Source organism: Rhodococcus sp. NBC_00297 (assembly GCF_036173065.1).
Taxonomy (GTDB): domain Bacteria; phylum Actinomycetota; class Actinomycetes; order Mycobacteriales; family Mycobacteriaceae; genus Rhodococcoides.
Map to the genome: position 1 here is coordinate 4,035,596 of NZ_CP108041.1, position 13,446 is coordinate 4,049,041.

Annotated in this window: 13 protein-coding genes; 10 read left to right on the top strand and 3 right to left on the bottom strand. The window is 69.9% G+C overall.

Annotated features, from left to right (window positions below):
- The first annotated feature begins 20 nt into the window (after positions 1-20).
- Complete coding sequence (locus tag OG947_RS19075; protein WP_222649282.1) at positions 21-1,145, top strand: glycosyltransferase family 4 protein; 1,125 nt, start codon at positions 21-23, stop codon at positions 1,143-1,145.
- Here OG947_RS19075 and OG947_RS19080 read toward each other — a convergent pair.
- Positions 1,133-2,941 (bottom strand): AMP-dependent synthetase/ligase, encoded by a 1,809-nt coding sequence (locus OG947_RS19080; RefSeq protein ID WP_285185486.1) that lies wholly within the window; start codon positions 2,939-2,941, stop codon positions 1,133-1,135. The two genes, OG947_RS19075 and OG947_RS19080, sit on opposite strands and share 13 nt — an antisense overlap.
- A 135-nt stretch (positions 2,942-3,076) precedes the next feature.
- On the opposite strand from OG947_RS19080, the gene OG947_RS19085 reads away from it, so the two are divergent.
- From OG947_RS19085 to OG947_RS19110, 6 genes are all read left to right on the top strand, one after another.
- Positions 3,077-3,454, top strand: coding sequence for a polyketide cyclase / dehydrase and lipid transport (locus OG947_RS19085; RefSeq protein ID WP_222630538.1), 378 nt, complete (start codon positions 3,077-3,079; stop codon positions 3,452-3,454).
- 124 nt (positions 3,455-3,578) lie between these two features.
- Positions 3,579-4,016, top strand: a complete 438-nt coding sequence (locus tag OG947_RS19090) for an SRPBCC family protein (RefSeq protein WP_027505826.1) — start codon at positions 3,579-3,581, stop codon at positions 4,014-4,016.
- Between the two features lie 29 nt (positions 4,017-4,045).
- Positions 4,046-5,272 carry an ArsA family ATPase gene (locus tag OG947_RS19095; protein ID WP_328814068.1) on the top strand — a complete coding sequence of 409 codons (1,227 nt, stop codon included), beginning with the start codon at positions 4,046-4,048 and terminating at the stop codon, positions 5,270-5,272.
- Positions 5,265-5,663 (top strand): hypothetical protein, encoded by a 399-nt coding sequence (locus OG947_RS19100; RefSeq protein WP_328812634.1) that lies wholly within the window; start codon positions 5,265-5,267, stop codon positions 5,661-5,663. The genes OG947_RS19095 and OG947_RS19100 overlap by 8 nt, the downstream gene beginning before the upstream one ends.
- A gap of 37 nt (positions 5,664-5,700) precedes the next feature.
- Positions 5,701-6,684 (top strand): ROK family protein, encoded by a 984-nt coding sequence (locus OG947_RS19105; protein WP_027505827.1) that lies wholly within the window; start codon positions 5,701-5,703, stop codon positions 6,682-6,684.
- A gap of 190 nt (positions 6,685-6,874) precedes the next feature.
- A complete protein-coding gene (locus OG947_RS19110) occupies positions 6,875-7,612 on the top strand; it encodes a lysophospholipid acyltransferase family protein (RefSeq protein ID WP_027505828.1) in 738 nt (245 codons plus the stop codon).
- A gap of 1 nt (position 7,613) precedes the next feature.
- Here OG947_RS19110 and OG947_RS19115 read toward each other — a convergent pair whose 3' ends face one another.
- Entirely contained in the window at positions 7,614-8,891 is a 1,278-nt protein-coding gene (locus OG947_RS19115; protein WP_222649278.1) for a glycosyltransferase 87 family protein, read from the bottom strand.
- Between the two features lie 39 nt (positions 8,892-8,930).
- Here OG947_RS19115 and OG947_RS19120 point away from each other — a divergent pair, with 39 nt between their 5' ends.
- Both OG947_RS19120 and OG947_RS19125 read left to right on the top strand, forming a co-directional pair.
- Entirely contained in the window at positions 8,931-9,440 is a 510-nt protein-coding gene (locus tag OG947_RS19120) for a polyadenylate-specific 3'-exoribonuclease AS (protein WP_027505830.1), read from the top strand.
- A gap of 46 nt (positions 9,441-9,486) precedes the next feature.
- Entirely contained in the window at positions 9,487-10,872 is a 1,386-nt protein-coding gene (locus OG947_RS19125) for a class II 3-deoxy-7-phosphoheptulonate synthase (RefSeq protein ID WP_027505831.1), read from the top strand.
- 15 nt (positions 10,873-10,887) lie between these two features.
- Here OG947_RS19125 and pknB read toward each other — a convergent pair whose 3' ends face one another.
- Entirely contained in the window at positions 10,888-12,909 is a 2,022-nt protein-coding gene (pknB, locus tag OG947_RS19130; protein WP_328812635.1) for a Stk1 family PASTA domain-containing Ser/Thr kinase, read from the bottom strand.
- Between the two features lie 161 nt (positions 12,910-13,070).
- Between pknB and OG947_RS19135 the strand changes: the two genes are divergently transcribed.
- Positions 13,071-13,439 (top strand): Rv2175c family DNA-binding protein, encoded by a 369-nt coding sequence (locus OG947_RS19135; RefSeq protein WP_027505833.1) that lies wholly within the window; start codon positions 13,071-13,073, stop codon positions 13,437-13,439.
- Positions 13,440-13,446 lie beyond the last annotated feature (7 nt).

The window sequence follows — 13,446 nt, forward strand, 5'->3', positions numbered from 1 at the left end:
TCTCCGTCTACGGTGGTCCCATGCGTCGAACGCTGCTGGTGACCAATGACTTTCCTCCGCGGCGCGGCGGCATCCAGTCGTATCTGCACACCTTCGCCCAGCTGTTGCCCGCGGACGAACTGGTGGTCTACGCACCGCGGTGGCGTGGCGACTCCCACGTGCGGTTCGACGCGGAGCAGCCCTTCGAGGTGGTGCGGCACCCGACGACGTTGATGCTTCCGACACCGGCCGTTGCCCGTCGGGCGGCCAGGCTGGTGGCCGACCGACAGTGCGACACGGTGTGGTTCGGGGCCGCTGCTCCGCTCGCCGTGCTCGGACCGCACCTGCGCCGTGCCGGAGCCGAGCGCGTCGTGGCCTCCACCCACGGTCACGAGGTGGGCTGGTCGATGCTGCCGGCGGCGCGGCAGGTGCTCGGTCGTATCGGCTCGACGGCGGACGTCGTCACCTTCGTCAGCCGTTACACGCGGGGCCGATTCGCCGCGGCCTTCGGGGCGGACGCGGCCCTCGAACACGTGCCGCCGGGGGTCGACTCGACCGTGTTCGCGCCCGACACGTCGGCACGGGAGACACTGCGCGCGCGCTACGGCCTGGGTGATCGGCCGACCGTCCTGTGCCTGTCGCGGTTGGTGCCGCGCAAGGGACAGGACATGCTGATCCGGGCGCTACCGGGGATTCGCGCGGAGATCGACGGGGCCGTGTTGGTCGTCGTCGGCGGCGGTCCGTACGGCGACACCCTGCGGGCTCTGGCGCAGTCGTGCGGGGTGGCGGATCACGTCGTGTTCACGGGGTCGGTGCCGGCCGAGGAACTGGCGGCACACCACACCCTCGCCGACGTGTTCGCCATGCCGTGTCGCACCCGCGGTGCCGGTCTGGACGTCGAGGGCCTGGGCATCGTGTTCCTCGAGGCGTCCGCGTCCGGCGTGCCGGTGGTCGCGGGCCGGTCGGGTGGAGCGCCGGAGACCGTCGTCGAGGGCGTCACCGGCACAACCGTCGACGGCACCTCGGTCGACGACGTCCGGCGCGCCGTCGTGGACGTGCTGTCCGATCGTGACCGCGCCGCGGCGATGGGGGCCGCGGGACGCGAGTTCGTCTCCACCGAGTGGCGGTGGGACGACCTCGCCGCCCGACTGGCTCACTTGCTGTAGATGGCCTCGATGTCGCTCGCGTAGGACTTCTGGACCACGGCGCGCTTGAGCTTCATCGTCGGGGTCAGCTCGCCGCCCTCCTCGGTGAAGTCCGCCGGCAGGATCCGGTACTTCTTGATGGACTCCGCGTGCGAGACCGTCTTGTTGGCTTCGGCCACGGCAGCATCGATCTCCGCGACGAGGTCGGGATCCTTCGTCAGGTCGGCGACGGTGGCGCCCTCGTCCTTGCCGTTGCGCTGCTTCCAGCCGGGGAACGCGTCGGGGTCGATGGTGATGAGCGCGCCGATGAACGGCTTCTGGTCACCGACGACCATGGCCTGACCGATGAGCGCACTGGCCCGCAGCGAGTCCTCGAGGCCGGCGGGTGAGACGTTCTTGCCACCCGCCGTCACGATGATCTCCTTCTTGCGCCCGGTGATGGCGATGAAGCCGTCCTCGTCCACGGCGCCGAGATCGCCGGTGTGGAACCACCCGTCGGTCAGCGCCTCGGCGGTGGCGTCGTCGTTCTTCCAGTAGCCCTCGAAGACCACGCCGCCCTTGAGCAGGATCTCGCCGTCGTCGGCGATGCGGACGGCGTTGCCCGGCAACGGCTTTCCGACGGTGCCGATGCGCTGTTCGTCCGGCGTGTTCACCGCTGCCGCGGCGGTGGTCTCGGTCAGGCCGTAACCCTCGTAGATGGTCACACCGATGCCGCGGTAGAAGTGCGCGAGGCGCTCACCCAGCGGGGCGCCGCCCGAGATGGCGAGTTCGCACTGCCCACCGAGCGCTGCGCGAAGCTTGCCGTAGACCAGACGGTCGAACACAGCGTGCTTGGCGCGCAGCACGATCGACGGGCCACCGGTGTCCCGCGCCGCGCTGTAGGCGACGGCGGTGTCGGCGGCCGCGTCGAAGATCTTGCCCTTGCCGTCGCCGTGAGCCTTCTGACGCGCGGTGTTGTACACCTTCTCGAACACGCGCGGGACGCTGAGGATGAAGTGCGGTCGGAACGAGCCGAAGTTGTCGACGAGGTGCGGGATGTCGTGGGTGTGCCCGAGTGTCGCGCCCTGGTCGAAGGCGGCGATGGACACCGCACGTGCCAGCACGTGGGCCATCGGCAGGAACATCAGGGTGGTGCGTCCCTCGGTGAGCATGCGGCCGATGGAACTGGCGGCGATACCGCGGGACTCGGCGATCAGGTTGGAGTGCGTGAGCACGCAGCCCTTCGGCCGTCCCGTGGTGCCGGACGTGAAGACGAGCGTCGCCGGGTCCGAGGAGCGCAGCGCCGCGACGCGGTCGGCCACCGTCGCGTCGGTGATCTGGGCACCGGCGTCGGTGAGGACGTCGATGGCGCCGGGCCGCTCGGCGGAGGCGTCGATCTGCAGTACCGTCGCGACACCCGGCAGCACGGGAAGGATGTCGGTGAGGATGTTCGTGTGGGCCACCGTCTCGGCGATCATCGCGGCGGCGCCCGAGTTCTCGAGGATCCACCGCACCTGGTCCGAGGACGACGTCTCGTACACCGGAACGGTGACGGCGCCGGCGGACCAGATCGCGTAGTCGAGCAGGGGCCACTCGTAGCGGGTCGACGACATGAGGGCGACCCGGTCGCCCTGCTTGACGCCGGATGCGATGAGCCCCTTGGCCACTGCGCGAACCTGGGCCGCGAAGTCCGCTGCGCGGACGTCCGACCACCCGTCGCGGGTGGCGCGGCGGTACACCACGACGTCGGGCCGAGTCTTCTCGTGCGCGAACACGGCGTCGACCACCGACGCGTCGTCCTCGATGGTGAATGGTGCCGGGACGGTGAACTCGCGCACGGATTCCTCCGATGTCGTAGCGGTTTCGGACGAGGCTTCACAGTAATCCTGTCCATTCCCCGGATGTCACCGGCACGTGCTCGTCGACCGAGGTCGTCGACGCCGTCGACGAGGGCACGTGGGATTCTGGTCCGCATGAGCAGTGTGCAGGTCGCCGACCAGACGTTCGTCGCGGCGCGGGCCGAGGACGTCGCGGCGCTCGTGTCGGACACCCGTCGATGGCGGGCCTGGTTCCCGGGTCTCACCGTCACGGTCCAGGAGGACCGGGCCGAGAAGGGTGTCCGATGGGTCGTCGCGGGACAGCTCCGGGGAACCATGGAGGTGTGGCTCGAGCCGATGCTCGACGGCGTCGTACTCCACTACTTCCTGCACGCGGAGCCGACCGACGGAGTGCAGGAACCGTCCACCCACCGCCGACGAGTACTGGGCAAGCAGATGTCGTTCGAGATCAAGGCGCTCCTCGAGGCCGGGCGGGCGGCGGGAGAACCGCCGGTCCCGGGGCTTCGGTCCTGACTCGCGGGTACTCGCGGCGACAGGAACCGACCCCGCCGTTCGGGCGGTGCCACCGGACGGTCGATCATGTGGGTACACGGACGCCGATCAGGTGACGGCACGCGGCGCGGAGGGAACGAGTTCCATGGCAGACAAGACCACGAAATCGATCGTCGTCGGAGCGGCGCCGGACGAGGTGATGGCGGTCATCGCCGATTTCCCCAGGTATCCGGAATGGGTCACCGCGGCCAAGTCGGTCGAGATCCTCGAGGAGGGGGAGTCCGGCCGGGCTCGCCGGGTCCGGTTCGTGCTCGACGCGGGCATGGTCAAGGACACCTACGAGCTCGAGTACGACTGGCGGCCGGACGGCACCGCGGTGTCGTGGACGCTCGTCGCGGGGGAGATGCAGAAGTCCCAGGTCGGGTCCTATGTGCTCACCGAGAAAGGTGCCGGAAGCACCGAGGTGACCTACGAACTGACGGTCGATCTCGCCATTCCCATGATCGGCTTGTTCAAGCGCAAGGCGGAGAAGGTCATCACCGACACCGCGTTGAAGGAATTGAAGAAGCGAGTCGAAGGCTGAGCGATCGCGTTCCCGAGACCGCCGCGCGGATCACGTTCGTCGTCGGAGCCGGCGGTGCGGGCAAGTCCACCGTCGCCGCGGCCCTGGCCGTCGACGCACACCGCGCCGGTCGGCGTGTGCTCCTCGCGTCGGTCGACGGCGCGGATCCGTCGGACCTGGTGTCCGACGTCGCAGTCGAGGTGCTGCGCATCGACCCCTCGGCCGTTCTCGAATCGCAGTACCGCCTGCTGACCACGGCTCTGGCGATGGCCGGACGCCACGACCACGGCGCCGGTCCGACGCTGCCGGATCCCGAGGAGCTGACGTCGCTGCCGGGCGCCGAGCCGCTCACCGCGCTGCTCGAGGTGGTGCGCGTCGCCGACAGCGGCGAGTGGGACGACGTGATCGTCGACTGCCCCGGACCGATGTCCTGGCGGGAGATCGTCGCGACCCCCGGAGCTGTCGCGGGGTACGTCGAACGCATCTGGCCACGTCATGCCCGCGTCGTGGCCTCGACGGGCCAGGACGTCCGCGCGGCCGTCCTGGTGGAGCTCGTCGATCGTGTCGTGGCGGCGGCGACGTCGGTCACCGCCGTGCTCGAGGACGACGGACGGACTTCTGCGGTCGTCGTCTCGCGTCCGACCGCGCGGTCCTTCGCAACGGCGCGAGAGCTGGTGGCAGTCACCAGTTTCCACGGCGTCCGCGTCGCTCGTGTGGTGGCCGTGGGGGTGATCCCGGACCTCGGGGCCGGGGCGCCGTCGTCCGTGCTGGGCACGCATCCCGGCGTGTTCTGGATGGACCGGGCGCACGCGGAGCATCGCGCGGCGCTGGCGGAGTTCCGCGGCGCTGTGGGCGACCTCCGCGTCGACGTCGTGTCGGCCCAGCCCACCGAGCCGGTAGGGTCGACTGCTCTGGGGGCCGTCGCGGCCGACCTGAACTGGCAGGTGGCGGCCGGACACGGCGGCGCGCTGCCCGCGCTGTCGCCGCGGGTGCGGCACGAGTCCGGGCAGGGCCTGGACTCGGTGTACGTGATGGACGTCCCGCTGCCGTTCGTCGACACGGACTCGGTGGCGGTGGGTCGGGTGGAGGACGACGTGATCGTGAGTGCGCAGGGCAGTCGACGACGACTGCGGTTGGCGTCGGTGCTGCGTCGGTGCGTGGTCACCGGTGCCGGCGTCGACGACGGCGTGCTGTCCGTGACCTTCGCCCCCGACCCGGCGCTGTGGCCGGAGAACCTGCAGAAGACGGACGTACCGGGGGAGTCCGGCGATGGATGAGGGCCGGCGGGACCTGGCGGCCGAGCTCCGGGTGCTGGCCGAGTTGCTCATCGACCGGGTCGAGCCGGTGCTGCGCCGCCTCGACACCGAGGACGCGCCCGAGTGGCAGGGCTGCTCCTGGTGCCCGTTCTGCGCTCTCGCCGCTGCCCTGCGCGGGGAACGCCACGATCTGCTGACCCTGGTCACCGGTGAGATGGACGGTCTGATCGACGTGCTCCGGGACTTCCTGCAGACCCACGGTTCGGGGCGACACACGCCCGGCGACGCGGAACGAGCCGACGCGCCGGAGGGCGCTGCGCCACCCGTCGTTCGCCCCGCGAGCTATCAGCCGATTACGGTGACCAGGACGCGTGAAGCCGACCCGGCACGCAGACCCGATCGCGACCGGTGACACCGGTCGCCCGCCACCACGTGAGGATGCCGCAGACGTGAGCGCCCAGTCCCGGTCCAGCCGGCCTCTGACCATCGGCATCGACGTGGGCGGCACCAGCATCCGCGCGTCGGTGGTCGACGTCGACGGCCAGGTGCTCGACTCCACCCAGGCGCCCACGCCGCAGTCCTCCCGCGCACTCGAGAACGGCATCGACCGGGCTGTGCGTGAACTCGCGAGCCGCCACGACATCGCGGCCGTCGGTCTCGCCGTCGCCGGGTTCATCAACTCCGACCGCACCGTCGTGCGCTTCGCCCCCCACCTGCCGTGGGTGAACCGCCCGGTCGCGCGAGAGATGACGGAACGCCTCGGCATCCCGGTCATCCTCGAGCACGACGCCAACGCCGCCGCGTGGGCGGAACACCGCTTCGGTGCGGCCGCGGGCGGTGGGAACGTCGTCATGATCGCGATCGGCACCGGCATCGGCGCCGCACTCCTCATCGACGGCAAGCTCTACCGCGGCAGCTACGGCATCGCGCCGGAACTCGGCCACCTGCAGGTGGTTCCCGACGGGCGTCAGTGCGCGTGCGGCAAGCGCGGCTGCTGGGAGCGCTACTGCAGCGGTACCGCGTTGGTGGACACGGCGATCGAGCTCCTCGCCGCCAACCCGCGGGGATCGACGGTGCTCGCGCGTGAGGCCTTCCTCGATCCCGGATCCCTCACCGGTCGACGCATCGCCAACGCCGCGCAGGACGGTGACCTGGTGGCCATCGAGACGATGTCCGAGTTCGCACGGTGGCTCGGCATCGGACTGGCGCTGGTGTCGGACGTCTACGACCCCGACCGCATGGTCATCGCCGGCGGCGTCGCCACGTCGTCCGCGCTGTTCCTGGACACCGCCCGTGAGCACTACGCCGCGCAGATCACGGGCGCCGGCCACCGGCCCCTCGCCCGGATACGCGGAACCCAGTTGGGGGAGGCCGCGGGCATGATCGGCGCGGCCGAGCTGGCGCGCGTCGAGGTGGGCGCGGCACGCGCCTGACCGCCTCGGCGGACGGATTCGTGTCCGGCCGATGGCCGGGTGATGACGGCGGTGTGAGATGTGTCCGAGCTGACGCTCGAACTGTGGCTGGTGTCATAAAGCCCCGGTACAGTTACGCCCACGAGATGTCCGAGCGGGCCGCGGGCATCGCGGTGCGGGTCGCGGGTACTTCGAGAAAGGCATGTCGGGCATGTGGTACTGGATATTCAAGTACGTCCTTCTCGGGCCGGTGTTGCAGGTGATGGGCCGTCCTCGCGTGGAGGGCCTGGAGAACATCCCCGACGACGGGCCGGTGATTCTCGCCAGCAACCACCAGGCGGTGTTCGATTCGTTCTACGCGTGCCTGGTCGTGCCGCGTCGCATCACGTTCCTCGCGAAGAGCGAGTACTTCACCGGCAAGGGCCTCAAGGGCCGCTTCCAGAAGTGGTTCTTCTCGTCGGCGGGACAGGTCCCGATCGATCGCACCGGTGCCTCCGCCGCGCAGGACGCGCTCGATGCGGGACTGCGCGTGCTGGCGAAGAACAAGGTGCTGGGTATCTACCCGGAGGGCACGCGCTCGCCGGACGATCGGCTCTACAAGGGTAAGACGGGTATGGCGCGTCTGGCTCTCGAGAGCGGCGTCCCGGTGATTCCGGTCGCGATGATCGGCACCGCGAAGATGAATCCCATCGGCTCGCGGATTCCGCGCCCCACCAAGCTCGGCGTGAAGTTCGGTAAGCCACTGGACTTCTCGCGGTACGAGGGCATGGCCGGCAACCGGTTCGTCGAGCGCGCCGTCACCGACGAGGTGATGTACGAGCTCATGAAGCTCAGTGGTCAGCAGTACGTCGACGTGTACGCGGCGAGCATGAAGAAGACGCCCGCCCCCGTGGTGGATCCGGCTCCGTCGACCGAGGCCGCGCGCATCCCCGACACCCGCGCGGGCTGAGTCAGACCGCCTCGGCGGTCACCCCCGGGCGTTCGGGACTGCGTCGATCGCGCAGCGGCACCGCCGCCACCGCGATCACGAACACCAGTCCCCACCACACGTAGGACGAGGCCTGGATCTGGTCCCACAGGGGCCAGCCCAGGCCGTTCCATCGTCCGGGCGCGAGGCGCCAGTGCGACGGATAGTGCAGCAGCACTGCGCCGATCACGGCGAGGGCCACCAGTGCGGGGGCGCGCCGCGTCACGCCGACGTGCACCAGGACCATCAGCATCGGCACCGTCCACACCCAGTGATGCGACCACGACACCGGTGAGACCAGCAGGCCCAGAGCAGCATTGACGCACAGGGCCAGCAGGTACTCGTGTGCCGCCAGAGCGCGTCGCATCGCGACGAGGGCCACCAGCCCCACGACGGCGCTGCACACGATCCAGACGATCGTCCGCGGGCCGTCCGCGAGACCCAGCCGCGCGAGCATCCCGGTGAGGGACTGGTTCGAGATGTACCCCGGCCCGCCGATGCGGTCGGAGTCGAGCAGCACCTCGGTCCAGTACTGCACCGAGTCGCGGAACGTCGCGACGAATCCGAGTGCCGTGAACCCGAGGAACGACAGGCCGGTGACCACGGCCGCCCGGTACTGCCTGCGCAGCAGGAAGTAGAGGACGAACACCGCCGGCGTGAGCTTGATGGCCGTGACGAAGCCGATGAGCAGACCGCGCGGCCACGGGGTGCGCTTCAGCAGGACGTCGAGGACGACGAGGCACATCAACACGACGTTGATCTGCCCGTAGTCGAGGGTGGACCACACCGGTTCGAGCGCGAACGCGATCGCGGTGATGCCGCCCGTGACCCACGCCGTCGTCCCGGCCGACAGGTGCACCAGAGAGCGCAGGCACACCGCCACCGTGACGGCGAGCAGGATCATCGTCATCGCCGTCATGATCAACGAGGCCGCCGGCAGCGGGAGGACCGCCATCGGCGCGAAGGACACCGCGGCCATCGGGGGATAGGTGAACGGCAGCGGGATGTTCACCGAGGTGCGCGGCAGGACTCCGTAGAGATTCACGCCGTCGAGCAGAGCCCGGCCACCGATGCGATACACGTCGAGGTCGAGCCGGTAGATCGCACCCCACTCCCGCAGCGGGGGCAGACCGACCACGTTGAACGCGATGCCCGCCACGAGCCCGACGCACACCGCGACCTTCGCGATCACGGCGACCGGTCGGGGCAGCGACGCCCCCGGCCCGGTGTAGGGAGGGGCGGACGGCAGAGTCCACGTCATGGTCGGGGTGGATCCTTTCGGTGACCTAGGCTCGCAGACGTGCGTTATTTCTACGACTGCGAGTTCATCGAGGACGGCCGCACGATCGATCTGGTGTCCATTGGGATCGTGGCGGAGGACGGGCGTGAATATTACGCCGTGTCCACGGAGTTCGATCCCGAGCGCGCGGGCACCTGGGTCCGCCGCAACGTCCTGCCGAAGCTCCCGCCGTTCTCGTCGCCGCTCTGGCGCTCACGCAGCCGCATCCGCGACGACATTCTCGAGTTCGTGTCGGCGCCGCACGGCACCGTCGGACCGACCGTCGAGATGTGGGCCTGGGTGGCGGCGTACGACCACGTCGCGCTGTGCCAGCTGTGGGGTTCGATGACGGCGCTCCCGCGGATCATGCCGCGGTACACGCGGGAGTTGAAGCAGTACTGGGAGGAGCACGGGTCGCCCGCGCTGCCGCCGGTGCCGGACGACTCGCACGACGCGCTCGCCGACGCCCGGCACAATCTCGCGAAGTTCCGGGCCGTCGAGGCCGCGAGAGCGTGGTCCGGTCGGGAGTGACACACCGCTGGTCCCGGCCGTCGGAGCGGGCGACTACTCTGTACGCGTGAACTGGACTGTCGACGTTCCGATCGAACGCTTGCCCGAGCTTCCCCCGCTGCCCGAGTCGATGCGCGAGCAACTCGACGTGGCGCTGGCCAAGCCGGCGGCGCAGCAGCCCAGCTGGCCCGCCGATCAGGCGGAGGCCATGCGCAAGGTCCTCGAGAGCGTGCCGCCCATCACGGTCGCCAGCGAGGTCGAGGCGCTGTCGGAGAAGCTCGCGTCCGTCGCCCGCGGCGAGGCGTTCCTGCTGCAGGGCGGTGACTGCGCCGAGACCTTCGTCGACAACACCGAGCCCCACATCAAGGGCAACATCCGCACGCTGCTGCAGATGGCCGTCGTGCTCACCTACGGCGCGTCGATGCCCGTGGTGAAGGTCGCGCGCATCGCCGGCCAGTACGCCAAGCCCCGCTCCTCCGACGTGGACGCCCTGGGCCTGAAGTCCTACCGCGGCGACATGGTCAACTCCCTCGTGGCCGACGACGCCGTCCGCCAGCACGACCCGTCGCGCCTGGTCCGCGCCTACGCCAACGCCAGCGCCGCGATGAACCTGGTGCGCGCGCTCACCGGCGCCGGCATGGCCGACCTGCACAAGGTGCACGACTGGAACCGCGAGTTCGTGCAGAACTCGCCGGCCGGTGCCCGGTACGAGCAGCTCGCCTCCGAGATCGACAACGGTCTCAAGTTCATGGACGCGTGCGGCGTCACGGATCCGAACCTGCACCAGGCCACCATCTACGCCTCTCACGAGGCGCTCGTGCTCGATTACGAGCGCGCGATGCTGCGTCTGGACAACGACGACGAGCACGCCAAGCTCTACGACCTGTCGGCACACTTCCTGTGGATCGGCGACCGCACGCGGCAGCTGGACGGCGCGCACATCGCGTTCGCCGAGCTGGTCTCCAACCCCATCGGACTGAAGATCGGTCCCAGTACGACGCCCGAGATGGCCGTCGAGTACGTCGAGCGGCTCGACCCGACCAACAAGCCCGGCCGGCTGACGCTGATCTCGCGCATGGGCAACGGCAAGGTCCGGGACCTGCTGCCGCCCATCATCGAGAAGGTGCAGGCCACCGGTCACCAGGTCATCTGGCAGTGCGACCCCATGCACGGCAACACGCACGAGGCGTCCACCGGCTACAAGACGCGCCACTTCGACCGCATCGTCGACGAGGTCCAGGGCTTCTTCGAGGTGCACAACGAACTCGGGACGCACCCGGGTGGCATCCATGTCGAGCTCACCGGTGAGAACGTCACCGAGTGCCTCGGCGGCGCCCAGGACATCTCGGACCTCGATCTGTCCGGACGGTACGAGACGGCCTGCGACCCGCGACTGAACACGCAGCAGTCTCTCGAGCTGGCCTTCCTCGTCGCGGAGATGCTGCGCGGCTGATCGCCGGAGCAGAACTCAGGGCAGCGCGGTCAGAGTGACCGTGCTGCCCTTCTGCACTCGGTCGCCCTGGCCGGGCGACTGGGCGATGACGAGCGAGCGATCCGTCTGCGCGACCTGGCGCACCACCACGGTGAGCCCCAGGCGTTCGAGTTCCGACCGCGCCGAGCCGACGGTGCGTCCGAGCATCGAGGGCACCTCCACGGCCGTCGACACCCGCAGCGTGACGGTCGATCCCGCGGTCACGGACGTGCCGCTCGCCGGGTCGGTCCCGATGACACGGCCACCGTCGACGTCCTCGTCGAAGACGGAGTCCACCGTCGCCACGGTGATGCCGACCCGATCGAGTTCTGCGCGCGCCTGCTGCTCCGTCTCGCCCCGGACGTCGGGAACGTCGACGGGGGGAGCGCCCTTGCTGGTCACCACCCGGACCTCGCTGCCCACCGGCAGGACCGTCCCGGGCGCGGGGTCGAGTGCGGCGACCGCACCGACGGGTGCGGCGCTGCTGAAGGCGTCACCGCCGTCCACGGGGACGAACGTCCGCTCCCGCAGTGCCGCCTCCACCGTGGTCGAGTCCGCGTTTCCGAGGGCCGGGACGGTGGGCCTGCCCTGAGAAACGAGAAGGGTCACGGTCTCGCCCCGGGCGATCCGTGACCCTGCGGGAGGATCGGTTCCGAGTAATCGGTCCACGGGATCGCTGTCGGTGTAGCGGCCCTCGACGGTCGCCGAGAGATCGGCCGCCTCGATGGCGGAGACGGCGGTGGATCGGTCGAGCCCGTCGATCGCCGGCACCGCGGTGAAGCGGCCGGACCCGGCCCACCAGCCGACGGTGCCGAGCAGGACCGCCACGATCACGACGATCGCGAGCCACGTGAGTGCGACTCGACGCGACCTGCGCTTGTCCGCGTCGAAGTCCGGGAACGCGAAGGCTTTCCGGTCCACCGGCTCGGCGGCGGTGGACCGCGGTTCGTCGGCGCCGCGGGGAGTCGCGGTGGTCACCATCCGCGTGTGCTGAACGCCGCCGGTGGACGGCTGCCCGCGGTCGGAGGCGGCGGAGAAGTCGTCCGCGGGGACCGACACGATCTCCGTCTCCGGAGTACGCGGAGCCTGCGGAGCGTAGGGGCGCGGAGCGTTCAGCGTCTCGGCGCTCAGATGCTCGGCCGACCGTGACGGGGACGGCACCCGGTAGTGGGGCAGAGTGAGGGTCCTGGTGACCGAGCGCACCGCGTCGCCCATCGTGCCGGCGTCGCGGAACCGCTCCTCGGGCCGCCGCGCCGTCGCGTCGCGCACCAGTGCGTCGAAGTGGGGCGGCACCCCTGCGATCACCGAGCTCGGCGGCGGAACGTCGTTCTCGATGCGCTGGTACGCGATCGAGAGGGAGGTGTCTCCCTGGAACGGCGTGCGTCCGGTCAGCAGTTCGAAGAGCAGGATGCCCGCCGAGTACACGTCGCTGCGCGCGTCGGCCGATCCGGTGGTCACCTGTTCGGGGGAGAGGTAGGCGGCAGTGCCGAGGATGACGCTGTTGGACGTCGTCGTCGACGCGGCCACGGCGCGCACCAGACCGAAGTCGGCGATCTTGACCTCGCCCGCGTCGGAGATCAGCACGTTCTCCGGTTTGACGTCGCGGTGCACGAGGCCACCGCGGTGCGCGACCGCGAGTCCGTCGAGTACGGGTTGGAGAACGGCGGCGACGGCGTGCGGGGGCATGGGACCGCGTTCGCGGAGCAACTCGCGCAGCGTGCCGCCCTCGACCAGTTCCATGACCAGGAAGGCGTGCTGACCGTCGCGACCGTGATCGTGGACGGCGACCAGCCCCGGGTGGCTGAGCCGGGCGACCGCGCGCGCCTCGAACTCGAAGCGACGCACGAACTCGGGGTCGGCGGCGAACTGGGGATCCATGATCTTGATGGCCACGGGCCGGTCCAGACGCAGGTCGAGACCCCGGTAGACCGTGGACATACCGCCGCGGGCGATCGGCGCGTCGACGCGGTAACGACGGTCCAGCAGCGCGCCGAGCAGCGACGGACCTGACGTTGTCACCTGCGTCCACTCTCCTGTCGTGTTCTCGCATCGATCGATGCCGATCAGTCGATGGTAGCCAGTGTGACGGATGAGGTAGCAGTCACGTGTGCGGGAACACGGCGCGGGAGGCGGGCGTCGGCGAATTGTCCTGGCGGCGGGCCGTGACTACCTTTGACCGCGTGAGTGCCATTCCCTACTGCGACGACGTCCTGCCTGCCGACGAGGCCGTGATCGCGATTCCCGACGCCGCCGAGATCATGGGCGTCCCCGTGACGAAGCTCTACCAGATGGTGCGTGAGCACAAGCTGATCGCGGTGCGCCGCGATCGAGTGGTCTCGATCCCCGCGAAGTTCGTCGGCGAGGACGGCGAGCCGATCAAGTACCTCGCCGGTGCGATCGCGGTTCTGCTCGACGGCGGCTACAACCACCCGTCGATTCTGCGGTGGCTCTTCACCCCGGACGACAGTCTGCCGGGCATGCCGGCCGACGTGCTGCGCGGCGACCACGCCCGCGAGATCATCCGCCGCGCCCAGGCCATGGCCTTCTAGCGCTCGA